This is a genomic window from Micromonospora sp. RTGN7, from assembly GCF_033804645.1.
In the GTDB taxonomy this organism is placed as follows: Bacteria; Actinomycetota; Actinomycetes; order Mycobacteriales; family Micromonosporaceae; genus Micromonospora.
In genome coordinates this window covers 348,412-374,854 of record NZ_JAPZLF010000002.1, presented here as the reverse complement: position 1 = coordinate 374,854, position 26,443 = coordinate 348,412, and the positions used below count along the sequence as shown (strand labels likewise).

General features: G+C 73.4%; 27 protein-coding genes and 1 pseudogene. 7 read left to right on the top strand and 21 right to left on the bottom strand.

The annotated features are described in order from the left end of the window. The first annotated feature begins 3 nt into the window (after positions 1-3). The 5 genes from SNR22_RS05055 (at position 4) to SNR22_RS05035 (ending at position 5,331) form a co-directional block, all read left to right on the top strand. Positions 4-1,524, top strand: coding sequence for a YifB family Mg chelatase-like AAA ATPase (locus tag SNR22_RS05055; protein WP_320065257.1), 1,521 nt, complete (start codon positions 4-6; stop codon positions 1,522-1,524). Further along, positions 1,521-2,705: a DNA-processing protein DprA gene (locus SNR22_RS05050; RefSeq protein ID WP_320065256.1), complete on the top strand. Its 1,185-nt coding sequence runs from the start codon at positions 1,521-1,523 to the stop codon at positions 2,703-2,705. Before SNR22_RS05055 ends, SNR22_RS05050 begins: the two co-directional genes overlap by 4 nt. Next, positions 2,702-2,920 carry a hypothetical protein gene (locus SNR22_RS05045; protein ID WP_320065255.1) on the top strand — a complete coding sequence of 73 codons (219 nt, stop codon included), beginning with the start codon at positions 2,702-2,704 and terminating at the stop codon, positions 2,918-2,920. The genes SNR22_RS05050 and SNR22_RS05045 overlap by 4 nt, the downstream gene beginning before the upstream one ends. A 128-nt stretch (positions 2,921-3,048) precedes the next feature. Next, the gene (locus SNR22_RS05040) at positions 3,049-4,029 is read left to right on the top strand and encodes a tyrosine recombinase XerC (protein ID WP_320065359.1); all 981 of its coding nucleotides are present in this window, start codon (positions 3,049-3,051) and stop codon (positions 4,027-4,029) included. Between the two features lie 120 nt (positions 4,030-4,149). Next, on the top strand, positions 4,150-5,331 hold the full coding sequence (locus tag SNR22_RS05035; protein WP_320065254.1) for an aminotransferase class V-fold PLP-dependent enzyme: 1,182 nt from the start codon (positions 4,150-4,152) through the stop codon (positions 5,329-5,331). A 14-nt stretch (positions 5,332-5,345) separates the two neighbouring features. Here the strand turns inward: SNR22_RS05035 and SNR22_RS05030 are convergent, their stop codons facing one another. Next, positions 5,346-5,957, bottom strand: coding sequence for a M23 family metallopeptidase (locus tag SNR22_RS05030; protein ID WP_320065253.1), 612 nt, complete (start codon positions 5,955-5,957; stop codon positions 5,346-5,348). Positions 5,958-6,468: 511 nt separating this feature from the next. Here SNR22_RS05030 and SNR22_RS05025 point away from each other — a divergent pair. Further along, on the top strand, positions 6,469-7,245 hold the full coding sequence (locus tag SNR22_RS05025) for a molybdopterin-dependent oxidoreductase (RefSeq protein WP_320065252.1): 777 nt from the start codon (positions 6,469-6,471) through the stop codon (positions 7,243-7,245). A 15-nt stretch (positions 7,246-7,260) separates the two neighbouring features. Here the strand turns inward: SNR22_RS05025 and SNR22_RS05020 are convergent, their stop codons facing one another. From SNR22_RS05020 to proS, 14 genes and pseudogenes are all read right to left on the bottom strand, one after another. Next, positions 7,261-7,584: a DUF2469 domain-containing protein gene (locus SNR22_RS05020; RefSeq protein ID WP_007075222.1), complete on the bottom strand. Its 324-nt coding sequence runs from the start codon at positions 7,582-7,584 to the stop codon at positions 7,261-7,263. Further along, positions 7,581-8,393 (bottom strand): ribonuclease HII, encoded by an 813-nt coding sequence (locus SNR22_RS05015; protein ID WP_320065251.1) that lies wholly within the window; start codon positions 8,391-8,393, stop codon positions 7,581-7,583. Before SNR22_RS05015 ends, SNR22_RS05020 begins: the two co-directional genes overlap by 4 nt. Further along, entirely contained in the window at positions 8,387-8,902 is a 516-nt protein-coding gene (locus SNR22_RS05010) for an NUDIX hydrolase (RefSeq protein WP_320065250.1), read from the bottom strand. Before SNR22_RS05010 ends, SNR22_RS05015 begins: the two co-directional genes overlap by 7 nt. A gap of 58 nt (positions 8,903-8,960) precedes the next feature. Next, positions 8,961-9,596, bottom strand: a complete 636-nt coding sequence (gene lepB / locus SNR22_RS05005) for a signal peptidase I (protein WP_320065249.1) — start codon at positions 9,594-9,596, stop codon at positions 8,961-8,963. A gap of 9 nt (positions 9,597-9,605) precedes the next feature. Continuing rightward, positions 9,606-10,477 (bottom strand): annotated as a pseudogene (lepB, locus tag SNR22_RS05000) (signal peptidase I). A 193-nt stretch (positions 10,478-10,670) separates the two neighbouring features. Then, complete coding sequence (gene rplS / locus SNR22_RS04995; protein WP_320065247.1) at positions 10,671-11,027, bottom strand: 50S ribosomal protein L19; 357 nt, start codon at positions 11,025-11,027, stop codon at positions 10,671-10,673. A 142-nt stretch (positions 11,028-11,169) separates the two neighbouring features. Continuing rightward, positions 11,170-12,006 (bottom strand): tRNA (guanosine(37)-N1)-methyltransferase TrmD, encoded by an 837-nt coding sequence (trmD, locus tag SNR22_RS04990; protein WP_320065246.1) that lies wholly within the window; start codon positions 12,004-12,006, stop codon positions 11,170-11,172. 185 nt (positions 12,007-12,191) lie between these two features. Next, a complete protein-coding gene (rimM, locus tag SNR22_RS04985) occupies positions 12,192-12,749 on the bottom strand; it encodes a ribosome maturation factor RimM (protein ID WP_320065245.1) in 558 nt (185 codons plus the stop codon). Continuing rightward, the gene (locus SNR22_RS04980) at positions 12,749-12,982 is read right to left on the bottom strand and encodes an RNA-binding protein (protein WP_036374728.1); all 234 of its coding nucleotides are present in this window, start codon (positions 12,980-12,982) and stop codon (positions 12,749-12,751) included. The genes rimM and SNR22_RS04980 overlap by 1 nt, the downstream gene beginning before the upstream one ends. A gap of 1 nt (position 12,983) precedes the next feature. Next, positions 12,984-13,571: a 30S ribosomal protein S16 gene (gene rpsP, locus SNR22_RS04975; protein ID WP_413775591.1), complete on the bottom strand. Its 588-nt coding sequence runs from the start codon at positions 13,569-13,571 to the stop codon at positions 12,984-12,986. Between the two features lie 316 nt (positions 13,572-13,887). Next, positions 13,888-14,871: a hypothetical protein gene (locus SNR22_RS04970; protein ID WP_320065244.1), complete on the bottom strand. Its 984-nt coding sequence runs from the start codon at positions 14,869-14,871 to the stop codon at positions 13,888-13,890. A 25-nt stretch (positions 14,872-14,896) separates the two neighbouring features. Beyond that, entirely contained in the window at positions 14,897-15,133 is a 237-nt protein-coding gene (locus SNR22_RS04965; RefSeq protein WP_320065243.1) for a hypothetical protein, read from the bottom strand. A gap of 169 nt (positions 15,134-15,302) precedes the next feature. Next, positions 15,303-15,950, bottom strand: coding sequence for a DUF402 domain-containing protein (locus tag SNR22_RS04960; protein WP_320065358.1), 648 nt, complete (start codon positions 15,948-15,950; stop codon positions 15,303-15,305). 71 nt (positions 15,951-16,021) lie between these two features. After that, positions 16,022-17,428 (bottom strand): proline--tRNA ligase, encoded by a 1,407-nt coding sequence (proS, locus tag SNR22_RS04955; protein WP_320065242.1) that lies wholly within the window; start codon positions 17,426-17,428, stop codon positions 16,022-16,024. An 80-nt stretch (positions 17,429-17,508) separates the two neighbouring features. Here proS and SNR22_RS04950 point away from each other — a divergent pair, with 80 nt between their 5' ends. Beyond that, positions 17,509-18,171 (top strand): TetR family transcriptional regulator, encoded by a 663-nt coding sequence (locus SNR22_RS04950; RefSeq protein WP_320065241.1) that lies wholly within the window; start codon positions 17,509-17,511, stop codon positions 18,169-18,171. Positions 18,172-18,174: 3 nt separating this feature from the next. Here SNR22_RS04950 and SNR22_RS04945 read toward each other — a convergent pair whose 3' ends face one another. The 6 genes from SNR22_RS04945 to SNR22_RS04920 all read right to left on the bottom strand — a co-directional run bounded on the left by SNR22_RS04945 (position 18,175) and on the right by SNR22_RS04920 (position 26,436). Next, complete coding sequence (locus SNR22_RS04945) at positions 18,175-19,260, bottom strand: amidohydrolase family protein (RefSeq protein ID WP_320065240.1); 1,086 nt, start codon at positions 19,258-19,260, stop codon at positions 18,175-18,177. A gap of 79 nt (positions 19,261-19,339) precedes the next feature. Beyond that, positions 19,340-20,899 carry a signal recognition particle protein gene (ffh, locus tag SNR22_RS04940; RefSeq protein WP_320065239.1) on the bottom strand — a complete coding sequence of 520 codons (1,560 nt, stop codon included), beginning with the start codon at positions 20,897-20,899 and terminating at the stop codon, positions 19,340-19,342. A gap of 206 nt (positions 20,900-21,105) precedes the next feature. Then, on the bottom strand, positions 21,106-23,460 hold the full coding sequence (locus SNR22_RS04935; protein WP_320065238.1) for a [protein-PII] uridylyltransferase: 2,355 nt from the start codon (positions 23,458-23,460) through the stop codon (positions 21,106-21,108). A gap of 15 nt (positions 23,461-23,475) precedes the next feature. Then, a complete protein-coding gene (locus tag SNR22_RS04930) occupies positions 23,476-23,814 on the bottom strand; it encodes a P-II family nitrogen regulator (protein WP_174537509.1) in 339 nt (112 codons plus the stop codon). 25 nt (positions 23,815-23,839) lie between these two features. Continuing rightward, positions 23,840-25,276: an ammonium transporter gene (locus SNR22_RS04925; RefSeq protein WP_320065237.1), complete on the bottom strand. Its 1,437-nt coding sequence runs from the start codon at positions 25,274-25,276 to the stop codon at positions 23,840-23,842. Between the two features lie 296 nt (positions 25,277-25,572). Further along, on the bottom strand, positions 25,573-26,436 hold the full coding sequence (locus SNR22_RS04920; RefSeq protein WP_320065236.1) for an aminoglycoside phosphotransferase family protein: 864 nt from the start codon (positions 26,434-26,436) through the stop codon (positions 25,573-25,575). Between the last annotated feature and the right edge of the window lie 7 nt (positions 26,437-26,443).

Here is a 26,443-nt window from a genome sequence, read left to right as displayed (position 1 = left end):
GGCGTGAGCTACGCGAAGGTGCTCTGCGTCGGCCTGCTCGGGGTGACCGGGCACGTGGTGGAGGTGGAGGCGGACCTCGCGCCGGGGCTACCGGCCGTGGTGATCTCCGGGCTGCCGGACACCGCCCTGCACGAGGCGCGCGACCGGGTCCGCGCGGCCGTCGTGAACTCCGGCCAGCGCTGGCCCAACCGGCGGATCACCCTCAACCTGCTGCCAGCGACGATGCCGAAGTTTGGCTCGGCCTTCGACCTCGCCATCGCGGTGGCCCTGCTCGGCGGCTCCGGTGAGCTGCCGCTGCTGCCCCTGGAACGGGTGGTCGTCCTCGGGGAACTGGGCCTCGACGGCACCGTGCGGCCGGTGCGCGGGGTGCTGCCCATGGTGGCCGCCGCCGCACGGGCCGGGCTGGAGCGGGTGATCGTCCCGGTCGACAACGCCGCCGAGGCCGCGGTCGTCCCGGGCGTGCGGGTCCGCGCCGTGGACACGCTGCACCGGCTGGTCGAGTTCGTCCGGGACGGCACGCCGCTGATCGAGCCACCCGCTCCTGCGCCCACGGAGGGGCCGGGCGGGCCGGACCTCGCCGAGGTGGCCGGGCAGGCGCTCGGCCGACGGGCCCTGGAGGTGGCCGCCGCCGGCGGGCACCACCTGGCGTTGTTCGGGCCGCCCGGCGCCGGCAAGACCATGCTCGCCGAGCGGCTGCCGTCGATCCTGCCCGAGCTGGACGACGACGCGGCGCTGGAGGTCACCGCGCTGCACTCGGTCGCCGGGCTGCTGCCGGCGGGCGGGCGGCTGCTGCGCCGACCGCCGTTCCAGGCCCCGCACCACACCGCCACGGTGGCCTCGCTGGTGGGAGGCGGGTCGGGGCTGGCCCGGCCCGGCGCGGTGTCGCTGGCCCACCGCGGGGTGCTCTTCCTCGACGAGGCACCGGAGTTCGGCAGGGGGGCCCTGGAGGCGCTACGCCAACCGCTGGAGCACGGCCGGGTGCAGCTCGCCCGCAGCCGGGGCGGCACCGAGTATCCGGCCCGGACGCAACTGGTGCTCGCCGCCAACCCCTGCCCCTGCGCCCGGCCGGCCGGCGACACCTACTGCGAGTGCTCCCCGTTGGCCCGCCGGCGCTACCTCGGCCGGCTCTCCGGCCCGCTACTGGACCGGATCGACGTGCAGGTCACCCTGCCGCCGCTGCGGGCCGCGGAGCTGATGGAGGCGACGGCGACCGGCGAGCCGTCGGCCGCCGTCGCGGCGCGGGTGGCGGCCGCCCGCCGGGCCGCCGCCGACCGATGGGCGGGCGACGGCTGGCGGGTCAACGCGGAGGTCCCCGGCCACCGGCTGCGCCACCCGCCGTGGCGGCTGCCGGAGCGGGACACCCGGGAGCTGCGCGGGCGGCTCGACTCCGGGTCCCTGTCGGCGCGCGGCTTCGACCGGGTGGTCCGGATGGCGTGGACGATCGCCGACCTCGACGGGCGGGACCGCCCACAGGCCGATGACGTCCGCGAGGCGATCCAACTCAGGATGGGGGACGCGGCGTGAGCGCCGACGACGATCGACTGGCCCGGGTGGCGTTGACCTGGCTCGCCGAGCCCGGCACCTGGGCGGTGCACCGGCTGGTTGACGAGTTCGGCCCGGGCGCAACGCTGGACCTGCTGCGTGACGGCGGCGCTCCGGAGGAGGGGCTGCGCGCCGCCGTGGCGGCCCGGTCCCGGGAAGGAGACGCCCGCGCCGTGGCCGACGATGCCCTGGCCCGCGGCGATCGGCTGGGCGCGCGGCTCGTCACCCCCGACGACGAGGAGTGGCCGCCCCAGCTTCACCACCTGCGCACGTTGGCCCTGCCGGGCGCCGTCCGCCGGGTGGACACGGAAACCGCGCCCCCGCTCTGCTTCTGGGTCCGCGGCGCGTGGCCACTGCGCGAGGCGCTGGACCGGGCGGTCTCGGTGGTCGGCGCCCGGGCGGCCACCGCGTACGGGCTGCACGTGGCCACCGAGCTCGGCTACGGGCTGGCCGACCGGGACTGGACGGTGGTCTCCGGGGGCGCCTTCGGCATCGACGCCGCGGCGCACCGGGGCGCGCTCAACGCCGGCGGGCTGACGGTGGCGGTGCTCGCGTGCGGGATCGACCGCCCCTACCCCATGGGCAACGCCAGCCTGTTCGATCGGATCGCCGAGGCCGGGCTGCTGATCAGCGAGTGGATGCCGGGCGCCGAGCCGTTCCGTCCCCGGTTCCTCATCCGCAACCGGGTGATCGCGGCGGCGACCCGGGGCACGGTGCTGGTGGAGGCGGCGGCGCGCAGCGGCGCTACACAGACGTTCAACCGGGCCGTCGCCCTCGGCCGGCGCCCGATGGTGGTGCCCGGTCCGGTCACCTCCGCCATGTCGGTCGGCACCCACGAGCTGCTCCGCGAGCAGCCGTCGGCCCGGCTGGTCACCGGGGTGCCGCACGTGCTGGAGGAGGTGGGCAGCATCGGGGCCGACCTGGCGCCTCCGGCCCGCGCCCCGCAACGTCCCCGGGACATGCTCGACGACGAGGCGACGCTGGTGCTGGAGTCGATACCCCGGCGCGGGACGGTCGACGTGGACCGGCTGGCCGCCCGCGCCGGTGTGACCGTCCGGACCGCCCTACGCAAGCTGTCCCTGCTGGAGGAGCTGGGCATGATCCGCCGACGCGACGGGGGATACGCGCTGACCGCCCCGGCCCGCGTCCCCGGCACCACGTGAGCAGGAGGGCACCGCCGGCACCACGTGACGAGGAGGGCACCGCCCGGCCCGGCCCGCAGCGCTCAGTCACCCACGAAGCGGGCCTCCACGTCGCGGTCACGCAGGCAACGCCGGGCCAGGGCCATCAGCCGGCGAAGCTGCTCCGCCTCCGCCGGGTTCCCGGCCGCCTCGCCGAGGCACCGCAGCTCGGCGAGCAGGTGCGGCAGTACTCGTAAGCTGAGCCGGTGCGAGGCGACGGAGGGGTGGGGCCCGGGTGGTTGACCGCAGCGGGCCCGCCGGGTGGCACCCGGTGAGCCGTGCCGGGCCCGGCACGAGGCAGGCGCACGCGGCTCTTCCGGCGGCGATGCGGGAGGTGGTGGACGACTTCGCCGACCACCTGGCCCGGGTACGCAACCGCTCGGAGCACACCGTCCGGGCGTACGTGGGCGACCTGGTCTCCCTGCTCGACCACGCGACCCGGATGGGCTGCGCCGGAGTGGCCGACCTCGACTTGGGCGTGCTGCGCAGCTGGCTGGCAAAGCAGCAGACGACCGGGGCCGCCCGTACGACGATGGCCCGGCGGGCCGCCTCGGTGCGCACCTTCAGCGCGTGGGCGCACCGATCCGGTCTGATCCCGACCGACGTCGCCGCACCGCTGGCCAGTCCCCGGGCCCACCGGGAGCTGCCGACCGTGCTCCGCGCCGACCAGGCGATCGCCCTGGTCGAGGCCCCGACTCCGCTCCCGGGAGATCTTGGAAGCAAACGGCCCCCGGAGGGGCCTGATTCTTCCAAGATCTTGCCGTCCACCCCGGTCGGGGACGCCGACGGTGAGGTGGCGCGGGCCGTGGTGCTGCGGGACCGGCTCCTGCTCGAACTGCTGTACGCGACCGGGGCCCGGATCAGCGAGACGTGCGGCCTGGACACCACCGACGTGGACCACGCCCGCCGGGTGGTCCGGGTGCTCGGCAAGGGGTCCCGGGAGCGGTCCGTGCCGTACGGGGTTCCGGCGCAACGGGCGCTCGACGAGTGGCTGCGCACCGGGCGGCCGGTTCTCGCCGGCCCGGGCTCCGGGGACGCACTGCTGCTCGGGGCGCGGGGCGGACGCCTCCACCCGACAACGGCCCGCCGCATCGTCGCCGGGTACGCCGAGGCGGCCGAACTGCCCCGGACCAGTCCGCACAGCCTGCGCCACTCGGCCGCCACCCACCTGTTGGAGGGCGGCGCGGACCTGCGGGTGGTGCAGGAACTACTCGGCCACTCCTCGTTGGCGAGCACGCAGATCTACACCCACGTCTCGGTCGAACGACTGCGCGCCGCGTACCGGCAGGCCCACCCGCGCGCCTGAGCGGGCACACCAGCCACCACGCGGGGGTCGACCGCACACCGGCGGATCGGGGAGCGCCCCGGCCGCCGTCGGGTCATCGTCGAGGGCCACTATCGATCGACGCCGGGCTACGATCATGGGATGAGCGCGCCGCAGCCGCCCGAGGCCATCCCCGGCGCCCGGCTGCTCTTCTCCCTCGACCCGGCGGTGAGCCACCTCAACCACGGCTCGTTCGGCGCGGTGCCGATCGGCGTGCAACGCACCCAGCAACGGCTGCGCGACGAGATGGAAGCCAACCCGCTGCGCTTCTTCGGGCCCGGCCTGGTGGACCGGATCGCCCACACCCGCCGGCACCTGGCGGCCTTCCTGGGCGCCGACCCGGACGGCACCGCGCTGGTCGGCAACGCCACCACCGGCGTCGCGTTGGTGCTCCAGTCACTCGGCCTGCGACCCGGCGACGAGATCGTCAGCACCGACCACGGCTACGGGGCGGTCGGCTTCTCCGTCGACCGGGAGTGCCGGCGCACCGGGGCGACCCATCGCATCCTGCCGGTGCCGTTGACCGCGACGGACGAGCAGGTCGTCCAGATCGTCCGCGCGGGGCTGCTGCCCGGCCGGACGAAACTGCTCGTCGTAGACCAGCTCACCTCGGCAACCGCCCGTCTCTTCCCGGTCGCCGCGATCGTCGGGGTCGCCCACCAGCACGACGTGCCGGTGCTCGTTGACGCCGCCCACGCGCCGGGCATGCTGCCGGACCCGGTCGCCGGCATCGGCGCGGACTTCTGGGTGGGCAACCTGCACAAGTGGGGGTACGCCCCACGCGGCACCGCCGCGCTGGTGGTGACCCCGTCGTGGCGAGACCGGATGGAGCCGCTGGTGGTTTCCTGGGAGCAGGCGGCCGGCTTCCCGGGGAACGTCGAGTTGCAGGCGACCCTGGACTACACGCCGTGGCTGGCCGCGCCGGCCGGCGTCTGGACACTACGCAGCCTCGGCGTCGACCGGGTACGCGCGCACAACGCCGCCCTGGCCGCGTACGGGCAGCGGGTGGTGGGGGACGCCCTGGGGGTGGCACCGGCCGACCTGCCGGAGCCCGGCGGGCCGGCGGTCGCCATGCGGATCGTCCCGCTGCCGGACGGGCTCGCCACCACGATCGACGCGGCCCGCGCACTGCGCGGCCGGATCGCCGACCGGCTGGCCGCCGAGGTGGCGGTGACATCCTGGAACGGCCACGGCTGGCTACGGCTGTGTGGGCAGGTCTACAACTCGCCCGACGAGTACGAGCGGCTCGCCGTGCGGCTGCCGGCGCTGCTCGCCCAGCGCTGACGACGAGACGCCGGTCAGGTGGGCAGAAGCCGGACGGGGCCGATCCCGAGCAGGGCAAGCGGGTCCAGGTACTGCTCGCCTCGACGCAGTCCCCAGTGCAGGCAGGCCGGCTCGGGACACCCCGCGTGTCCGGCCCGTAGCCGACCCAGCACCGCCCCGGCGGCCACCCGGTCTCCGGCGCGGACGCCCGGCCACACCGGCTCGTAGGTGGTTCGCAGCCCCGCGGTGTGCCCGACGGTGACCACCCGACGGCCCGCGACCGGGCCGGCGAAGAGCACCACCCCCGGCCCGGCGGCCCGGACCACGGCGTCCGGCGCGGCGACCAGGTCGACGCCCCGGTGACCGGGCAGCCACGGTTGCGGAGGCGGCTCGAAGCGGCGGGCCGGACGCGGGGTCCCGTCGAGCGGCCACCGGAACCGGGCGTGCGGGGCGGGGGACCCCGCCCGGGTCACCGCCCCGGGCGACGCCGCCGCCGACCCGACCCAGGGCAGCACCGCCGGGACAGGACCGGGCGCGACGACGGACACGACCGCCGCGTCGGCGGCACGGAGTTCCGGCGGCGGGACGGGGACGGACACGGGGACGACGGCGAGCGCGACCGCGCAGAGCGCCGCCGTGCACCGCACCGCCGCCGCCCACCATGGCGGCCTCGACGGCCGACGGGCAGCCTCACCCCCGACCCGACCAGCCCCGACCCGCCCACCACCGGCCCGGATCTCGCCGGCCCGCCCAGCGCCGGCCCTGCCTCCGGGCCCGTCGGCTCCGCTGCCACTCCGCCCGGGACCACGGGCTCCGCTCCTCGTCCGCATGGCCGGCAGCGTGCCGGAACCCCGCAGGCTCCGCCACCGTCGGCCGCTCGCCTGTGGACGGCCGGGCCGACTGTGGACAACCCCCGTCCGGCCAGCTGATCTGCTATGTCCCGGGACGCCGATCCGGCCCCATGCTGGCCCGGTGCGCCGCGTCCGGCACCCCGGCACGGCGACCTCAACCAGCACCGCCGGGCACGGCCAGGGAGAGCGCGATGACCGCTGTGGACGACATCAGCCGCCCCTCGCGGGTCGCCGGGCCGGACGAGGCGATCAGCGCCCAGGAGCTCCAGCTGGCAGCCCGCAACCAGCCCTGCTGCACCCCCGCCCGGTGAGCCAACCGTGGCTGGTGGAGGCGGTGGGCAACGCCGAGTGGACCGGAACACCGCTGGCGCCGCTGCTACGCGAGGCGGGGCTCGCCCCGGACGCCGTGGACGTGGTCTTCACCGGTGCCGACCACGGGTGCGAGCGCGGTGTCGAGCAGTACTACCAGCGCGCCCTGCCGGTCGCCGACGCGCTGCGCGAGGAGGTGCTGCTCGCGTACGAGACGAACGGCGCTCCCCTGCCGCCTCAGCACGGCGCACCGCTGGGGCTGATCGTGCCGGGCTGGTACGGGATGGCAAACGTGAAGTGGCTGCGGTCGATCACGGTGCTGACCGAACCGTTCGACGGCTACCAGAACGCGGTGGCCTACCGGCTGCGCGCCGACGCCGACGACCCGGGCGTGCCGGTGACCCGGATCGAGCCCCGCGCGCTGGTCCGCCCGCCAGGCTTTCCGGCCTTCATGTCCCGCGCCCGGGTGCTCCGGCCAGAGCCATGCACTGTGGACGGGCGGGCCTGGTCCGGGCACGCCCCGGTGACCTCGGTGGAGGTGACCACGGACGGCGGCGCGACCTGGGCGCCGGCGGAGTTGGACGTGCCGACCGGCGGGGAGTGGGCGTGGCACCGGTGGCGCTTCGAGTGGATGGCGAAGCCGGGGCGGCACGTGCTGGGCGCGCGGGCGACCGATGCGTCGGAGCGGCGCCAGCCGGTCGCACAGCCGTGGAACCGGGGCGGCTTCGCCAACAACATGGTGCAGCGGGTCGAGGTGGTGGTGCCGGTGGAGTGACCGGAAGGGCGGTCGTCAGCCGCCGAAGCCGGAGTCGGCGGGCAGGGAGATGTCGGGCTTCTCCAGCTCCTCGACGTTGACGTCCTTGAACGTCATCACCCGGACGTTCTTGACGAACCGGGCGGGGCGGTACATGTCCCACACCCAGGCGTCGTGCATCTCGACCTCGAAGTAGACCTCGCCGTCGGAGTTGCGTACGTGCAGGTCGACCTGGTTGGCCAGGTAGAAGCGGCGCTCGGTCTCCACCACGTAGGAGAACTGGCGGACAATGTCGCGGTACTCCCGGTAGAGCTGGAGCTCCATCTCGGTCTCGTACTTCTCGAGATCTTCCGCGCTCATCGCACTCCGCCTTCCATGACCACATCTTCCCCCACCGGCGCGGGAGGTCGGGGCTGCTCGCCCAACGCCACGCCGACGGTACCCCGTGTCGGGTCGAAGCGCTCCATCGGCTCGACCGGCCCCGCACCCACCGGTCGACGGGACCTGGGGGGCCGCCCGTCCAGGCCGGACACGGCGGCCACATTCACGTACGAGAATCGGTGTTCGCGGCACGGGCCGCGCTCCCGCAGGGCGGCGGTGTGCTCCGCCGTGATGTAGCCCTTGTGCTCGGCGAAGCCGTAGCCGGGGAACGACGCGTCCAGCTCGACCATGATCCGGTCTCGGGTGACCTTGGCCAGCACGCTCGCCGCCGCCACGCAGGCGGCTACCCGATCGCCCTTCCACACCGCCAGCCCCGGCACGTCCAGCCCGTCGACGCCGAAGCCGTCGGTCAACACGTAGTCGGGGCGGGTGGCCAGCGACGCCAGTGCCCGGCGCATGGCGGCGATGTTGCACACATGCAGGCCGCGGGAGTCGACCTCGTCGGCCGGGATCACCACCACCGCGTACGCCAGGGCGCGGGCGACGACCTGCTCGTAGATCCGTTCCCGGCTGGTCGGGGTCAGCAGCTTGGAGTCGGCCAGCCCGTCGATCTCGCCGCGCCGGCCCTCGGGCAGGATCGTCGCCGCCGCGACCAGCGGGCCGGCACACGCGCCCCGGCCGGCCTCGTCCGCGCCGGCCACGTGCCGGAAGCCGCGGCGTTGCAGGGCGCGCTCCAGCGCGTACAGCCCGGCCTCGCGGCGGACCACGGTGCGCGGCGGGGTCAGCACGGCGTACCCCCGTCGTCAAGGCCGGCCCCGGCAGGATCGGCGGGCCCGGCGGGCGGCGCGGCCAGCACACGGCGCAGCAGGGCCGGCAGGTCGTCCGGGTAGTACCGCTCGGTGGTGGCGGTCAGCTCGTCGGGCGGCCACCACCGGTGCCCGGTGACGCTGGCCCGCTCGATGGCGTCGAAGCCTGCGGTCTCCACCTCCCAGGACCGCACCCGGACCAGGAAGAACTCCTGTTCCTGCTGATACTGCACGCCGTTGAAGGGGAACCGGATCGTCTCCTGCCACACCGGCTCGCCCAGCTCGGCCGGGGCCAGCCGCAGGCCGGTCTCCTCGGCCAGTTCCCGGGCGGCGCCGGCCGCCGGGGACTCCCCCGCTTCCAGCCCACCGCCGGGGGTGAACCAGTACCGGTGGGCGGGTCGCGCCGGGTCGGACCCGGCGAAGAGCAGCACCCTGCCCGCGGCGTCGACGAGCAACACGCGCGCCGCGCGTCGAGGGGTGTGGACCGTCACCGTCCCAGCCTGCCAGACCCGGCCCGCGTCGCCACGCCCACCCGGAGGTCGGGCGGGGTCAGGGGTTCGGGATGCCGTCGAACGACTTCGGGACGGTGAGCCAGGTGGCCCGGCCGACCGGCCAGAAGACGGTGAACGCCCGGCCGACCACCCGGTCCTTCGGGATGGTGGCGCTGTCGATGTTCTGGCCGGACACCTGCCAGTGCTCCAGGGAGTCGCCGGAGGCCGCACGGTGGTCGCCCATCACCCACAGCCGCCCCTTCGGAACGGTGATGTCGAACTCCTGGTCGGCGGGCTTGTCCTGCTGGCCGTTCGCCGAGTAGATGTACGGCTCGTCGAGCGACCTGCCGTTGATCACCAGCCGCTCCTGCGCGTCGCAGCAGACCACGTGGTCGCCGCCGACGCCGATCACCCGCTTGATGAAGTCCTCGCCGTCGGGGTTGCCGCTCCACTCGGTGGGCGCCTTGAAGACGACCACCTCCCCGCGGTGCGGCGACCGGAAGTCGTACACCAGCTTGTTGACCAGCACCCGATCGTTGATCTGAAGGGTGTTCTCCATGGATGGCGACGGGATGTAGAAGGTCTGCAGCACAAAGGCTCGCACCAGCACCGCGACCAGGATCGCCACGCCCAGGAGGATGGGCAGCTCCTTCCAGAAGGAGCCGCTCTTCTTGTCGGTCTGCTCGTCAATCACGGGTGGAGCCTACGTCGCCGGGACCGGACGGACGTTCCGGAACGCGCGAAAGCGGTTGCCGCGGCCGAAAGCGGAACGAGCAGCAGCACCCCGCCCGAGCCGGTGGGGCGCACCGGAGCCGGCGTGTCCCCGGCTGCCGTGGTGGGCCCGGTGACCGCGTCGAAGGCATCTGGGGCCGACAACAACGCCCACCGGGAGGACGGCCAGACCACCGCGAACGCCCGGCCGACCACGTTGTCGATCGGCACCGGGCCCTGGCAGCGGGCGTCCTGCGAAACGCGCCGGTGGTCACCCATCACGAAGAGTTGGCCGGCCGGGACCACCACCTCGTCGAAGCGCCGTGACCCGCACTCGCGGGGGTTCGGCGGCAGGTCCAGCGGGGAGTTCCGGACGACGTACGGCTCGTCGAGCGGGATGTCGTTGACGGTGACCCGGCCCTGGGTGTCGCAGCACTTCACCCGGTCGCCGGGGAGGCCGATCACCCGCTTGATGAAGTCTTTCTCGCCGGGGCGGCTCAGCCCGACCAGGTCGCCGACGGTGCCGCCGAACCCGCCGGCGAAGCCGGGCTCGGGCTCGCGGACCTGTTGGGGGGCCCATCTGTCGGTGCCCCGAAAGACCACCACCTCGCCGCGCCGCGGGTCCCGTACGTCGTAGACGACCTTGTTTACCAGCACCCGGTCGCCGATGAGCAGGGTGTCCTGCATCGACCCGGAGGGGATGAAGAACGCCTGGAGCAGGAAGGTGCGGATCAGCACCGCCAGGCAGAAGGCGACGATCAGCAGCAGCGGCAGTTCCTGCCAGAGCGGCATCTGCCGGCGGGTGCGCCGTAAGCGCCGCCGCCACGGGTCGCCCGCGCCGTCCTCGTCAAGCGTCCGCACCACGCCACTCCTCGGTCCGCAGAAACGACACCACCGCCCGAGAGCCTCGTCGAGGCCCTGCGGGCGGTGGTGGGACGATCCGGCGTCGCGGCTGCCGCTGCGACGCATCGATGCCCGCCTACGCCCGTGCGAACAGCGTAGCCGGGGTCGGCTAGTACGACATCCGCGCAGCTCAGGCGGCGTGGCGAGCGAGAGATCAGCTCGACTGCTTCTCGCGGCGCTCCTTGATCTTGGCCTTCTTGCCCCGCAGCTCGCGCAGGTAGTAGAGCTTGGCACGGCGCACGGCACCGCGGGTCACGATCTCGATGCGGTCGATCGACGGGCTGTTCAGCGGGTAGGTCCGCTCGACACCCACGCCGAAGCTGACCTTGCGGACCGAGAAGGTCTCGCGCAGGCCGTCACCCTGGCGACGGATGACGACGCCCTGGAAGATCTGGACACGGGACCGGTTTCCCTCGACGACCCGCGCGTGCACCTTGACGGTGTCACCGGCGCGGAACTGGGGAAGGTCGACCCGCTTCGACTGGGCGTCAAGGGCGTCCAGGATGTTCATCGCTGTGTCCTCGTGAGGCTCACGGCGCATCGTCAATCGATGCGCGGATTGGGTGATTCTGATCCCCTGGCGAAAACCGACGGGCGGCCCTGGTCGGGAATCCTCGCGGCCGCCCACGGCGTGGGCGGATGCGGCAACCCCCCTACTTTGCCACATCCCCCGTGGGCGGCGGAAATCCGGCCTCGTCCAGGAGCGCACCGTCCCGATTGTCCGGGAGGGCCCTGTCCCGCTGGTCCAGGAGCGCTCTGTCCCGTTTGTCCAGGCTCCCCGGGGCGAGCGCGGCGAGCATGTCGGGTCGGCGGGTGGCGGTACGCACCAGCGCCTCGTCGCGCCGCCAGCGGGCGATCCGCCCGTGGTCGCCGGAGCGGAGCACCTCCGGCACCTCGTGCCCCCGCCAGGTCGCCGGCTTGGTGTACATCGGTGCCTCCAGCAGCCCGTGGGCGTGCGACTCCTCGTCGAGCGACCCGGCGTTGCCGAGCACCCCGGGCAGCAGCCGGGTGACCGCCTCCAGGATCACCAACACCGCGACCTCGCCGCCGAAGAGCACGTAGTCGCCGAGGGAGACCTCGGTCACCCGCATCCGGCTGGCAGCGTGGTCGAGCACCCGCTGGTCGATGCCCTCGTACCGGCCGCAGGCGAAGAGCAGGTGCGACTCGCCGGCCAACTCGTGCGCCATGGCCTGGGTGAAGGGCTCCCCCGCCGGGGACGGCACCAGCAGCCGGGGCAGGGTCAGCCCGTCCGGGACCAGTTCCGCCGGGGCCAGGGCGTCGAGGGCCTCACCCCACGGCTCGGGCCGCATCACCATGCCGGGCCCACCGCCGTACGGGGTGTCGTCGACGGTGCGGTGCACGTCGTGGGTCCAGCTCCGCAGGTCGTGCACGGCCAGCCGCAGCGTTCCGGTGGCCCGGGCCCGGCCGATCAGCGACAGGTCCAGCGGGGCGAGGTACTCGGGGAAGATCGACACGACGTCGACGCGCATGCGGGGGTGCTCCAGCGGGCTCGGGCCGGTTCACGGGTTCGGTGGCGCCGAGACGCGGCCCAGGCGGCGTCCGGCAGGGCGGAGGGGATGTTCCGGACACCGGCCTGGTGTCCGGAACATCCCGACGATGCCGCAGTGCGGCGGCCTGGCCCGTCGCAGGCCGGCCAGCACCGGTGAAACAGGCCCTACAGGTCGAGCAGACCGGGCGGCAGGTCGACGACGACGCGGCCGCCGGCGAGGTCGACCTCGGAAACGATCGCCTTGACGAACGGGATCAACGCGGTCCGCCCCTCGGGACGGCGCAGCACCAACAGGTCGGACGCGGGGGCGTGGTCGATGGCGGCCACCTCGCCGAGCCGCTCGCCGGTCGGGGTGACCACGGCGAGGCCGACGAGGTCGTGATCGTGGAACTCCTCCGGGTCCTCCGGCGGTGCGACGTCTGCGCTGTCCACCCCGAGCAGGGTGCCGCGCAGCGCCTCGGCGACGTCGCGTTCGAGGATTCCCTCGAAAACGACCAGCATCCGTTCCTGATGCCAACGGGCCGACTCCACGGTCAGCTCGGCCGGCACCTCGAACGGCACGCCGAGGCCGGGGGCAGGATTGGCCGGCGGCCGCGCCCCCGGCTCGGTACTGAGTACCGAGCCGGGGGCGAACCGTGCCTCGGGCTCGTCGGTGCGCACCTCCACGGTGACCTCACCGCGCAGGCCGTGTGGCTTGCCGATCCTGCCGACGATGAGCCGCATCAGTACGAGTCGACGATGTCGACGCGCACACCGCGCCCACCGATGGAGCCGATCACCTGGCGCAGCGCCTTGGCGGTCCGGCCGGACCGCCCGATCACCGTGCCGAGGTCCTCCGGGTGCACGCGGACTTCCAGCCGCTTGCCCCGACGGTTGTCGACCAGCCTGACCCGGACATCGTCCGGGTGGTCGACGATGCCCTTGACCAGGTGTTCGAGCGCCGGACGCAGTGCCATGTCAGGCCTGCTCGCCGGCGTTCGCGGCGGGCTGCTCCTCGGCCTTCGGCGCCTCGGCCTCGGCCGGAGCCTCTGCCTTGGCCGGAGTCTCGACCGGAGCCGCAGCCTCAGCCTTGGCCTCAGCCTCGACCGGAGCCGCAGCCTCGGTCTTGGCCTCGGTCTTGGCCGGGGCGGCCTCAGCCTTGGCCTTGGCCGGAGCCTCAGCCTTGGCGGCCTTCTTGGCCGGCTTCGCCGGGGCCTCGGTCAGGCCGGCAGCGGCCTTCGCCTCGGCCTCGTACGCCGCCTTGCGGTCGGCCCGCTCGGGGGCGACCAGCAGCGGCGGCGGGGCCGGCAGGCCCTTGAACTTCTGCCAGTCACCGGTCAGCTCCAGCAGGCGCTGCACGGCCTCGCTCGGCTGCGCGCCGACCGACAGCCAGTACTGGACCCGCTCCGACTTGACCTCGATCACCGAAGGGTCTTCCTTCGGCTGGTAGATGCCCACGAATTCGATCGCGCGCCCGTCCCGCTTGGTACGCGAGTCGGCGATGACGATGCGGTACTGCGGGTTGCGGATCTTGCCCATCCGCAGGAGCCGGATCTTTACGGCCACAGTTGTTTCGCTCCTGTTGCGATCTCACCGGCCCGGGACGGGCGGTGCACGGGTGAGTGTCGACCGGCACAGTGGGGTTGGGCCGGAGACTGCTCGGTGGACTGGCGACGCGCCGGGGTTAGAGGGCGCCTGACGCGTGCCGGATACCAGCGACCTATTCTGCCAGATGGCGCCGGGGTTCTTCACATCGGCGGGTCGAGTCGGCCGACTGACCCGCCGGACGGCGCTCTTTGCGCCCCGTTGTCCGATCCGCCGGGTGCGCCCTTCGACACCCCGCAGCGCGGCGGCTCCCGCACCGGATGCCGCCGCCCCGCCGTCAGTCGCAGCGGCTCCCGGCGCCGCCCGTGCCGCACAGGTAGACCAGCGAACCGGAGTCGCCGCCCTCGGAGAGGTAACCGGTGGCGATCTGCCCTTCGAAGCCGAGCACGCCGTGCCCCGGCCCGTAGTCGACGTTCACCGTGACGTCGGTCTCGGTCACCGTGGCGGTGGTGTACCCGGTGGTCCGGCCGACCTTCTCCACCGCGCTGCCGATCTCCGCCCCGGCGGTGACCCCGCCGCCGCCCGGCAGCGTCACGCCGAGCAGGCGCAGCACCTCGTCGATCGGGTTGAGCAGCGTCCGGTTGTAGGAGCCGGCGAAGAGCAGCCCGACCGCCGGGTGGGCGGCGGTGGCGACCGGCATCAGGTCGTCCTTGACCCGGTCCACCACGTCATCGCGGGACAGTACCGTGCCGAGCGCACCGTCGACGGTGTTGCCGGCCGCGCCGAGCGGGACGAAGCGCCGCAGGGTGGCCACCGCGTCGGCCGGGGCACTCCCCCCGTCGTACGGGCCGGGCTGGACGATCGTGTCGCCGACCCGGCCGGCGTCGACGTTCGCCAGCACGTGGTTGTTGCTCAGCAGGCACCACGTGCCGTCGGCGCTGTCGACGACCAGCGAGCCGAGTGTGCCGGCGGTGATGTCGACGTGTCCGACGCTCACCCCGGCCGGTGCCGGGCGTTCCCGGCCGGTGAACCGCTGCGCGAAGAACGGCCCGGTCTCCACCACGTCGACCTCGACCGCGTCGGAGCCGAAGGAGAGCCGGCGGGGCAGCAGCCGACTGCCGGGCAGGAACTGGGCCGGAACCTTTCGGGCCACGTAGACCACCACCGCCGGCTCCTCCGTGCGGCGGCCGGCCACCTCGCGGCGGCCGTACCCCAGTCCGTTGATGTTCGGGTCGGCGAGCAGGCCGACCAGCGGGCCGCGCCGGGCCGCCCAGTGCAGGGCCCGGGCCTTGACATTGGTCTCGTCGGTCGGATCGGTCATGATCCGCCTCCTGTCTGCGCGGCACTCAGCGCGGGCCGGCCTGGAACGGCCCGGTCGGCACGAAGTGCAGGGCGACGCCGTCGACGCGTTCCTCCCCGCCGGGCACCAGCGCGGGATCGGTGACGTAGACGGTGATGACGTAGGGACCGGTCGGGTCGGGACGGCCGATCCCGGTGCCGACGGCGCAGTACCGCCGGAGGATGTCGGCCCGCCGCGCGGCGAGCACGCGCCGGACCGCGTCGAGCGATTCGACCCCGGTCACCGCGACCACCGTCTCGGGCCGGCCGCGCGACGACGCGGGGCGGGGGCGGGGCGACGGTCGATCCGGTCGGCCATGGTGGCCTCCAACCGATGGTGACGTGCCTCGAATGTACGCCGACGACCTGCGGTTACGCCATATCGGTCAGTAGTCGGACACGCACCGTGACCAGTCAGCGCACCGGGGGCCGATCCCAGCCGTCCGGCAGCTTCTCCGGCGTCACCCACTCCGGCGGCGGGGTGAAGTCGCACCAGGTGCCGTCGAAGGGGAACTCGCCGGCCTCGGCGCGGGCGATCACCCGCCACCCCTCGGCGCGCACCGCGGCCTCGTCGGTCACCCAGTAGTGCTCGGGGAGAGCCAGCCGCTCGGCGAACTCCTCCTCGTCCTTCCACTCCCAGGTCCGGTCCGGGCGGACCACCACGTCGAGATCCTGGTCGATCATGTCCACCCCGGCCACGTCGCCGTCGTCCCAGCGGACGCCCGGCTCCTCCAGGTTGACGTACCAGGAGGCGAAGCGCCCCTCGACGTCGGAGAACCACCACACCGAGTGGGCCGCTCCGGCGGGCAGGAACTTGAGCACCGGCGGCCCGTTCCACCGCCCGCCCGCCAACCGGTACGACGAGGTGACCCACTCGGCGAACGGCATCGTCCGCATCCCACGCCCGGCCGCGGTCACCTCGTGGGCCACCGGCGCGTACCGGGGCACGAAGATCAGCAGCCCGCGCTCGTCGTCGCTGACCACTCGGCCCGCCCGGACCCAGCCGATCCGGCCGTGCCGCACGTTGCGGTGCATGATCAACCGGCCCGGCGCGAAGCGCAGCTCGCCATCGACGGGGTCGGCCGGGCCCCCATCCTTGACCGGAGGCGTCAGCAAGGGGCCCATCCCTTCCGTCAGTAGGCGCGGGCCACGATGGCGACCAGGTCGGGCTCATCCTCGGAGTCCGGGACCGAGCCGTCGGCGCGCAGCAGGCAGCGCACGGTGACGCCCTGGCCGTTCGCCTCGGCCTCGCCGGCCACCCCGACGGCTGACCACGGCACCCGGGCCCAGCCGGTGGCCGCCGCCTCGATCGCCTCGGCGAGCGTGGCGACCTCGACGGTACGGGACTCGCGGTGGGCCAGGGCCTCGTCGTGCAGGGCCCGCTGGTCGGCCTCCAGGGCCGCCAGCACCGCGCCGACCACGTCGGCCACCGGGGTCGGGGACTTCGAGCCGTTCGTACGGCGGACCACGACCGCGTTGCCGGTGGCCAGGTCGCGGGGGCCGACCTCGACGCGTACCGGATAGCCGCGCAGCTCGGCGTCGACGGCCCGGCGGCCGAACGGGGTGTCGGTGCGGTCGTCGAGCGCGACCCGGACCCCGGCGTCGCGCAGCGCGTCGCGCAGCTTCGCCGCCGCCTCACCGACGCCCTCGCCGGCCTTTACCACCATCACGTACGCCTGGATCGGCGCCAGCTTCGGCGGCACCCGCAGCCCGTTGTCGTCGCCGTGGGCCATGATCAGGCCGCCGAGCATCCGGGTCGAGGTGCCCCAGGAGGTGGTCCAGACGTGCTCCCGGCCGCCCTGGGCCGAGGAGTAGCTGATGTCGAACGCCTTGGCGAAGTTCTGCCCCAGCTCGTGGCTGGTGCCGAGCTGAAGGGCCTTGCCGTCGCCCATCATGCCCTCGCACGTGTAGGTGGCGGTGGCCCCCGCGAAGCGCTCACGGGTGGTCTTCAGGCCCACCACGACGGGGATGGCGAGCACGTTGACCATCAGGTCCTCGTACGCCTCGTGCAGGATCTGCCGGGCGTACGCGCGGGCATCCTCCCGCGTGGCGTGGGCGGTGTGCCCCTCCTGCCAGAGGAACTCGCTGGTACGCAGGAAGATCCGGGGGCGCAGCTCCCAGCGGACCACGTTCGCCCACTGGTTGAGCAGCAGCGGCAGGTCCCGGTACGAGTCGATCCACTTGGCCATGAACTCGCCGATGACCGTCTCGCTGGTGGGGCGCACCACCACCGGCTCGGCGAGCTGCTTGCCGCCACCGTGGGTGACCACCGCCAGCTCCGGCGAGAAGCCCTCGACGTGCTGGGCCTCGCGCTTGAGGTAGCTCTCGGGGATGAACAGCGGGAAGTACGCGTTCTCCGCCCCGGCGGCCTTGATCCGGGTGTCCATCTCGGCCTGCATCCGCTCCCAGATGGCGTAGCCGGCCGGTCGGATCACCATGGTCCCCCGGACCGGGCCGTTGTCGGCCAGCTTCGCCTTGGCGATCAGGTCCTGGTACCAGCGGGGAAAGTCCTCCGCGCGGGGAGTGAGCACGCGTGCCATGACCACAGATCCTAGGCGGTCGGAGTCGACGCGCCGTCAGCGGGCGAGGCGGGCCACACCGGCCGTAGAATTCGACCACCATGGGTGAGTTCAGGGACGCCCGGCAGCGGCTGCGGGACGGCATCGTCGACGCCGCCCGGGCGCAGACCGTGGCCGAGGGCTGGGACGGCGTGCGGATGGGCGAGGTGGCCACCGCGGCCGGGGTGAGCCGGCAGACCGTCTACAACGAGTTCGGCAGCAAGGCGGGGCTGGCCGAGGCGCTCGCTCGGCGCGAGGTGGACCGGTTCGTCACCGACATGCGGGCCAACCTGGACGCGCACGGCGACGACGTGCGGGCCGGGGCGTACGCGGCGATCTCGCACACCCTCGCCGCAGCGGCGGACAACCCGCTGATCAAGGCGATCCTGACCAGCGCCCGGGGCGGCTCGGACGAGCTGCTGCCGTTCCTGACGACACGGGCCGAGCTGGTGCTCATCGAGTCGACCGGGGCGCTGCTGGAGTGGGCCACCGCCCACCTGCCGACCACCGACCCGGCCGCCCTGGCGTTCGCCGCCGACTCCATCGTCCGCCTGGTGGTCAGCCACCTGGTCCTCCCCCGAGCCCCCGTCGACCACACCGCCCGCGACCTGACAAACCTGGCCCTGACCCTGTTCACTCCCCACCCCACCCACTCCTCGGTGATCATGGGGTTGACGCCGCGACACACCGCGCCGACTGACGGCAACCCCATGATCAACCGCTGAGGGTCAGGGGAGGGGAAGGACGCGACCGCGGAGGATGATCCGAGTGGGGGTGCGGACCACTGCGAGGTCGCGGCGGGGGTCCGTCGGGTAGACGGTGAGGTCGGCGAGGCCGCCCTCGACCAGGCCGGGGAAGCCCAGCCACTCGCGGGCCTTCCAGGAGGCGGCGGCGAGGACGTCCACCGCCGACATGCCGGCCCGCTCGTGCAGCAGCAGCATCTCTTCGGCGGCCAGCCCGTGGTCGATGCCGCCGCCCGCGTCGGTGCCGACGTAGATGGGCACCCCCGCCTCGTACGCCGACCGGACCACCTCGGGGAAGCGGTCGCGCAGGGCGATCATGTGGTCGGCGTACCCGGGGAACTTCGCGCGCGCCTGCTCGGCGATTCCGCCGAACGTCCGGATGTTGATCATCGTGGGCACCAGGGCGGTGCCCTGCCGGGCCATCAGGTCGATCAGGTCGAGGCTGAGCCCGGTGCCGTGCTCGACCGAGTCCACCCCGGCCCGCACCATGATCTCGACCGCCGACTCGGAGAAGGTGTGCACCGCCGCCCGGGCCCCGGCGGCGTGCGCGGCGGCGACGGCGGCGGTCATCGTGTCGGCGTCCCAGGCGGGGGCGAGGTCGCCGACGCCCCGGTCGATCCAGTCGCCGACCAGCTTGACCCAGCCATTGCCGGCGGCGGCCTGAGCGGCGACGGCGGCGGCCACCTCCGGCGCGTCGACCTCCACGCCGATGTCGCGCAGGTAGCGCTTCGGCGGGGCGACATGCCGCCCGGCGCGGGCCAGTCGCGGCAGCTCCGGGTCGTCGTCGAGTTCGGGGTACGGGTACGGCGAGCCCGCGTCCCGGATCGCGAGCACCCCGGCGTCCCGGTCGGCGCGGGCCAGCTCGCGGGCCTGGTCGAGGGAGGTGATCGGGGCGCCGCCCCGGGCGATGCCGAGGTGACAGTGGGCGTCGGTCAGGCCGGGGAGCACGAAACCGCCGTCGACCACCGTCTCCGCCCCGGGCACCGGGTCGAAGGTGACCCGGTCGCCGACCAGCCAGAGATCACGGACCTCGTCGTCGGGCAGGAGCACACCGCGCACATGCAGAGCCATGCGCACAGTCCTACCCGATCACTCCTCGTCCGTGGCGAGCAGGCCGAAGCTAACGTCGCCCACCGTCACCGACACGGGGTCAGCGGGGGTGGTTGTCGCCGCCCTTGCCGAGCTTGTTGAAGTCGATTTTCGGAAGCTTGAAGCCGGGCGGGAGGCCCTGCCCACCGGCCAGGTCGTTCGGGTCCAGGCCCGGCGGGAGCTGCGGCATGCCGCCCGGAAAGCCACCCGGCATCCCGGCGCCCGCACCCGTACGCGGCCGGTTGCCGCCCTTGGTGCCCTTGCGCTTGTTCTTCGGCGACTTGGTCGCCTTGCGCCGGCCGCCACCGGGCAGGCCCATCATGCCGCCCATCTGCTTCATCATCTTCTGCGCGTCGGCGAAGCGGTTGAGCAGTTGGTTGACGTCCATCACGGTGACCCCGGAGCCGTTGGCGATACGCGCCCGGCGGGAGCCGTTGATGATCTTCGGGTTGGTCCGCTCGCCCGGGGTCATCGACCGGATGATCGCGGTGACCCGGTCGAAGTGGGTGTCGTCCAGCTCGGAGAGCTGGTCCTTCATCTGCCCCATGCCGGGCATCATGGCCAGCACGTTGGCGATCGGCCCCATCCGGCGGACCGCGATGAGCTGGTCGAGGAAGTCCTCCAGGGTGAACTGCTCACCGCCCATCAGCTTGGCGGTCATCTTCTCCTTCTGATCGGAGTCGAAGGCCTGCTCGGCCTGCTCGATCAGAGTGAGGACGTCGCCCATGCCGAGGATCCGGCTGGCCATCCGGTCGGGGTGGAAGACGTCGAAGTCCTCCAGCTTCTCGCCGGTGGAGGCGAAGAGGATCGGCTGCCCGGTCACCTCGCGGACCGACAGCGCGGCACCACCGCGGGCATCGCCGTCGAGCTTGGAGAGCACCACGCCGGTGATGCCGACGCCGTCGCGGAACGCCTCGGCGGTGCGCACGGCGTCCTGACCGACCATCGCGTCGATGACGAAGATGACCTCGTCGGGGTTGACCGCGTCGCGGATGTCGGCGGCCTGCCGCATCATCTCGGCGTCGATGCCGAGCCGGCCGGCGGTGTCGACGATGACGACGTCCCGGGCGGCCCGCTTCGCGTGCTCGATCGAGGCCCGCGCCACCTGGACCGGGTCGCCGGTGCCGTTGCCGGGCTCCGGGGCGTACACCTCCACGCCGGCGCGGCCACCGAGGACCTGGAGCTGCCCGACGGCGTTGGGGCGCTGGAGGTCGGCGGCGACCAGCAGCGGCTGGTGGCCCTGGGCCTTGAGCCAGCGGGCCAGCTTGCCGGCGAGGGTGGTCTTACCGGAGCCCTGGAGGCCGGCGAGCATGATCACCGTCGGCGGCTGCTTGGCGAACTGGAGCCGCCGCCCCTCGCCGCCGAGGACGTTGACCAGCTCCTCGTTGACGATCTTGACAATCTGCTGGGCCGGGTTCAGCGCCTGGGAGACCTCCGAGCTGCGCGCCCGCTCCTTGACGTTTGCGATGAAGCCCTTGACCACCGGCAGGGCGACATCGGCCTCCAGCAGCGCCATGCGGATCTCGCGCGCGGTGGCGTCGATGTCGGCGTCGGTGAGCCGCCCCTTGCCGCGGAGCTTGGTGAAGATCCCGGAGAGGCGGTCACTCAAGGTGTCAAACACGCGAACATCCCGTTTGTCAGTGTTCCGGCGGGCACAACGTGACCGGGCGCAGGTGTCCGGCCATCGCTAGGGTAGCCCGCCGCCCGTCCCCGCGCTCTGCCCCGGCCCAGCCCCCGCGCTCCGGCCCGCCCGACGAGAGCTCAACGGGAGCGCGCTGTCAACAGGGGGCCCTTGCTCTACCGAAAGCGTCAACAAGGTGCCCCTCCTTACACGGCGGCCAGGACGGCCGCCTCCAGCCGGGCCCGCTCGTCGTCCGACGGCCAGCCGCCGACCAGGTAGAACGCGTCCACCACGTCACCGCCGAGGGTGCAGATCCGCGCGGCGCGAACCTGGGCGCCGGCCTCGTCCAGCGCGCAGGCCACCCGGTACAGCAGGCCGGCCGCGTCGGCGGCGCGCAGCTCCAGCAGCACCGCGTCGGTGGCCGCCTCCCGGTGCCACACCACTCGGGGAGCCGCCCCGGATCCGCGCGCCGCGAGAGCCCGGCCGCGCAACCGCTGGGTGACCGAGACGTCCCCGGCGACCGCCCGGCGCAGGTCGCCGACGAGCGCGATGGGCTCGGGTGCCAGGCCGTAGCGGGGCTGCACCCGGCACTCGACCAGGGCCCGGCCGTCGACTGTGGAGGCGTCCGCGGAGAGCACCTCCAACCGGTGCAGGGCCAGGCAGCCGGCCACCGTCGAGAGCAGCCCCCGCCGGTCCGCCGCGGCCACCGCCACCCGATCCCCGCTCAGGTGTACGACCGGCAGCGGCCCGACGACCAGCGCCGGGTCCGGGGCGGGCGGGGCGGGCAGCACGCCGGTGTCCAGCGCGGTGTGGACGCGGGCGACCAACTCGGCGACGAGCCGGCCCTTCCAGTCCGACCAGGCCGCCGGGCCGGTGGCCGCCGCGTCGGCCCGGACGAGTCCGTGCAGCAGGTCCAGGGTGGCCGGGCCGCCGACCTGCTCGGCAACCCTGGCGATGGTCACCGGGTCGGACAGATCGCGGCGGGTCGCCACGTCGGGTAGGAGCAGGTGCAGCCGCACCAGCGTGCCGATCAGCGCCACCTCGGGCGCGGGCAGGCCGATCCGGGCGGCCACCGCCTCGGCCAACGGGGCGCCCACGGTGCTGTGGTCGGCGGGCTCGTGCCGCCCGGCTGTACCTTCGCCCGAGAACCCCTTGCCGATGTCGTGCAGGAGCGCGCCGAGCAGCAGCAGGTCCGGCCGGTCCACCTCGCGGGTGTGCCGGCTGGCCTCGCACGCGGTCTGCACGAGGTGCCGGTCGAGGGTGTACCGGTGCACGGGATTGTGCTGGGGCAGGCTGCGCATCCGGGTCCACTCCGGCAGCCAGCCGTCTACCAGCCCGTACCGGTCGCAGGTCTCCCAGGCGGGCACCAGGCCGGTGCCGGCGCCGAGCAGGGTGATCAGGGCGGCGCGCGCCTCGGCCGGCCAGGGCAACGGCAGCGGCGGGCAGTACGCGGCCAGCCATTCGCAGGTGGCACGGGCAATCGGCAGCCGGGTGGTGGCCGCGGCGGCGGCGACCCGCAGCGACAGGCTCGGGTCAGGGCGGGCACCGATGGCGGTGCGGGCCAGCACCAGCTCCCCGTCGTGCTCGACGACGTCCCGGGCGACCGGGCGACGCACCAGCCGGTGATCGCCGCCCCGGCGACGGCCGGAGCGCAGCCGGTCGGCGGCCCGCCAGGCGTCATCGAGGGCGTGGCTGATCGTGCGGGCGTCCCCGGCGACCCGGCGCAGCAGGACATCGCCGTCGGCGACTCCCGCCCCCTGCGCGGCGTCGGATCCGTTGGGGTGCAGTTGTCGAAGGCCGAGCCGGGCGGCGACACCGTCGCGTTCCTGGGCGACCAACCGGTCCACCCGCCGGCCGGTCTGCTCGTGCAGGGCGTCGCGGGTGTCCAGCAGGCGCAGGTGGGCGGCCCGGACAGCGGGACGCAGCGCGTCGGTGATCCCGGCGGTGGCGATGGCCCGCAGGATGCCCACGTCGCGCAGGCCGCCGGCGGCCTCCTTGAGGTCGCCCTCCAACAGGAAGGCCAACTCGCCGTGGGCCTGCCAGCGGGCGGTGGTGATCTCCCGCAGGGCGGGAAGCTGGCGGACGGCGGTGCGCCGCCAGTGGTCGGTGGCGGTCCGGACCAGAGTGTCGGCCAGCTCCCGATCCCCGGCGACGAACCGGGCGTCGAGCAGGCCGAGGGCGACCTTGACGTCGTCCTGGGCGACCGAGAGCGCCTCGGCGACGGTACGCACCGAGTGGTCCAGCCGCAGCCTGGCATCCCAGATCGGGTACCAGAGCTTCGGGGCCAGCTCGTCCATTCCGGGCACGCCGGCGTGCAGCAGCACCAGGTCGAGGTCCCCGTAGGGCGCGCACTGCCGCCGCCCGAGCCCACCCACGGCCACCAGCGCCACCCCGTCCCGCCCCGGCAGCAGGGTGGCCAACCACCGGTCGAACGCCTCCGCCCGGGCGACTCGCGCGCCCTCGCCCATCCCACCGGGAACGCCGACGACCTCGTTGATCAAGGGAATCGCGCCACCGTCGCCGGCACTGTCCGACGCGTTCCTCTTGATCAACGAGGTCATCTTCCGCTCCCCGGCCTAGAGGGCGTCCAGGCCGCGTTCGCCGGTGCGGACCCGGACGACCTCCTCGACCCCGGTCACCCACACCTTGCCGTCGCCGATCTTGCCGGTCCGGGCAGCACCGACGATGGCGTCTACGATCTTGTCGACGTCGATCTCGTCGGTGAGCACCTCCACCCGGATCTTCGGCAGGAACTCGACGGTGTACTCGGCACCCCGGTAGACCTCGGTGTGCCCCTTCTGCCGGCCGTAACCCTGAACCTCGCTGACGGTCAGCCCGGCCACCCCGAGGGCGTGCAGAGCCTCCTTCACCGCGTCCAACTGGTACGGCTTGATGACTGCGGTCACCAGCTTCATGTCCAACCCCTCCATCCCTGGAACGTTAACCGGCAACCTTCTCGTTGACCGGCTCGGCGGGCTCCGCCGCGGCCGGCCTGGCAGACTTCGCCGCGGCCGGTGTGGTGCCGGCGGTACCGCCCGGCGTCCCGATCCCGGCGAGCGCGAACGCGCTGCCGCTGCCGCTGCCACCGGCCGGGGAGAGGTCGTAGCCGCTCTCGGCATGCTCGGCGATGTCGATGCCCTCGACCTCGGCCTCGGGCTTGACCCGGAAGCCGATGGTCTTCTCGATCACGAAGGCGAGCGTCCAGGCGACCGCGAACGACCAGACGGTCACGATCAGACCGGCGGCCGCCTGGCGGCCGAGCTGGGTCAGCCCGCCGCCGTAGAAGAGGCCGTCGGAGGCACCGACCACGTCGCTGATCGCGGCGTTGACCGAGTTGGTGGCGAACAGGCCGAGCCAGAGCGACCCGATCCAGCCGCCGACGAAGTGCACGCCGACCACGTCGAGGGAGTCGTCGTAGCCGAGCTTGTACTTCAGGCTGATGGCGAGCGCGCAGACCACTCCGGCAACGATGCCGAGCAGGACCGCGGCCCAGGGGGCAATGAAACCACAGGCCGGGGTGATGGCGACCAGGCCGGCGACCGCGCCGGAGGACGCCCCGACCATCGTCGGCCGCTTGTCCTTGATCCACTCCACCGCGAGCCAGCCGAGCACCGCCGCGGCGGTGGCGAGCTGGGTGTTGATGAACGCGAGACCGGCAACCGAGTCGACCGTCAGCTCCGAGCCGGCGTTGAACCCGAACCAGCCGAACCAGAGCAGGCCGGCACCGAGCGCGACCAGCGGAATGTTGTGCGGCTTCATGCCCTCGCGAGGCCAGCCGAGCCGCTTGCCCAGCACCAGCGCCACGGCCAGGGCCGCCGCACCCGCGTTGATGTGCACCGCAGTGCCGCCGGCGAAGTCCAACGCGTGGATGTCACCGCCGATGATGCCGCCGCCCCACACCCAGTGCGCGACCGGGAAGTAGACCAGCGTCGCCCAGCCGAAGGCGAACAGCAGCCAGCCGCCGAACTTGGCCCGGTCGGAGATGGCACCGCTGATCAGCGCGACGGTGATCACCGCGAAGACCATCTGGAACGCCATGAACACGTAGAGCGGGACCCCGATGCCGCTGGGGTTCTCTGCGGTGGCTCCCCACAGGTCGGTCTCGGCCAGGAAGGTCTTGGTGCCGAGATACGCCCCCGGGTCGCCCCAGAATCCGTTCACGTCGGCCCCGAAGGCGACGCTGAAACCGTAGAACCACCACAGAACAGAGATGAGCCCGATGGCGGAGAAACTCATCATCATCATGTTGAGCACGCCCTTGGCCCGGTTGAGCCCGCCATAGAACAGCGCGAGCCCGGGCGTCATGAGCAACACAAGCGCGGTCGAAACCAGCAGCCAAACAGTGTTGGCGCCGTCGATCGTCGGTGCTTCAGGCACGCTGGCCTCCTAAAGGTGAAGTTCCCTCCTTCACGGCTTCCGGGGCAGCGTCGCCCGTACGCCGGATGGGCGGAAGCTTCGTCGCCTCCTGTTTCCCCCACCGTCCCCCGCCGGTTTCCACCCCGTGACGCTGTGTTTCGTACGTGTGACGAAACCCGCACCGCCCCACCCCGCACCGCCCCCACCCCGCGGCCCGCCGCCCCTCTTTCACGGAAAGAGTGGCCATCCCGGTCGGAATGGCCACTCTTTCCGTGAATTTGCGCGGGACGCGGCGGGGGCGGGGGGCGGGGGCGGGGTTAATGGAGAGCGTGTTCCAGGGCGTGGCGTTCGTAGTCGAGCAGGCGTAGGTCGCGCATGGGGCGGCGGAGGTGGCCCTTGTGCACGATCCGGACGAACGCGGGCTCCCCCGCGGCGGCCATCCGGCGGATGCCCTCGACGTGGTCGACGATGCGCTTGCGGATGGTGCGGATCAGCCGGTGCCGGTCGCGCGGGATCAGCCCGTACGCGTCGGCGAAGAGCCGCAGTCGGCGCGGCCGGTCCGGGCGGAGCCAGCCGAGGGTGATCGAGTCCCGGTCGGCGAAGATCGGCACCCAGGTCCAGGCGGCGTACGCCACGTCGTAGATGCGGGCGCCGGGCGAGGCGAGGTCGAAGTCGATCAGACCGAGGGTGCCGTCGGGCCGCCAGATCACGTTGTGTGGGGCGGCGTCGTGGTGGCAGATCACCTCGGTGTCCGGCGGCGGGGGGCCGAACGAGCGCCAGACGGCGCCGGGCGGCGGGGCGAAGCCGTACTGGGCGTCGTGGAACATCCGCAGCATGGTGGCGACGGTGGCCAGCGCCTCGTCGGTGACCCAGTGCGGGGCGAGCGGGTACTCGCCGCACTCCCCCTCCAGGTACGACAGCACCTCGCGGTTGCGCTCGTCCATCCCGAGCGCCCGGGGTGCGCCGGTGAACCCGACGTACTCCAGGTGGCGCAGCAGGGCGTGCACCGACGGGGTCCACGGGCCAGCGTTACGCCGGACGGTGTCGCCCACCCGGACCACGGTGCTCACGTTCCCGCCGTACAGCGGGATCTCCTGCGAAGTCACGTACGGTCTCCCGAGGCCCGGTGCCGGGTGGCGGTCCTCGCGCCACCCGGCGTGGGCGCGATGGTCGGTCGTCACTGCGAGG

Coding starts and splice junctions, on each gene's coding strand:
- SNR22_RS05035 (WP_320065254.1), top strand. CDS start 4,150: ATGAGCGCGCCGCAGCCGCCCGAGGCCATCCCCGGCGCCCGGCTGCTC.
- SNR22_RS04970 (WP_320065244.1), bottom strand. CDS start 14,871: ATGACCGATCCGACCGACGAGACCAATGTCAAGGCCCGGGCCCTGCAC.
- SNR22_RS04935 (WP_320065238.1), bottom strand. CDS start 23,460: ATGACCTCGTTGATCAAGAGGAACGCGTCGGACAGTGCCGGCGACGGT.
- SNR22_RS04945 (WP_320065240.1), bottom strand. CDS start 19,260: ATGGCTCTGCATGTGCGCGGTGTGCTCCTGCCCGACGACGAGGTCCGT.
- rplS (WP_320065247.1), bottom strand. CDS start 11,027: ATGAACATCCTGGACGCCCTTGACGCCCAGTCGAAGCGGGTCGACCTT.
- SNR22_RS04930 (WP_174537509.1), bottom strand. CDS start 23,814: ATGAAGCTGGTGACCGCAGTCATCAAGCCGTACCAGTTGGACGCGGTG.
- SNR22_RS04950 (WP_320065241.1), top strand. CDS start 17,509: ATGGGTGAGTTCAGGGACGCCCGGCAGCGGCTGCGGGACGGCATCGTC.
- proS (WP_320065242.1), bottom strand. CDS start 17,428: ATGGCACGCGTGCTCACTCCCCGCGCGGAGGACTTTCCCCGCTGGTAC.
- SNR22_RS05020 (WP_007075222.1), bottom strand. CDS start 7,584: ATGAGCGCGGAAGATCTCGAGAAGTACGAGACCGAGATGGAGCTCCAG.
- SNR22_RS05040 (WP_320065359.1), top strand. CDS start 3,049: ATGCGGGAGGTGGTGGACGACTTCGCCGACCACCTGGCCCGGGTACGC.
- trmD (WP_320065246.1), bottom strand. CDS start 12,006: ATGCGCGTCGACGTCGTGTCGATCTTCCCCGAGTACCTCGCCCCGCTG.
- SNR22_RS04980 (WP_036374728.1), bottom strand. CDS start 12,982: ATGGCACTGCGTCCGGCGCTCGAACACCTGGTCAAGGGCATCGTCGAC.
- rimM (WP_320065245.1), bottom strand. CDS start 12,749: ATGCGGCTCATCGTCGGCAGGATCGGCAAGCCACACGGCCTGCGCGGT.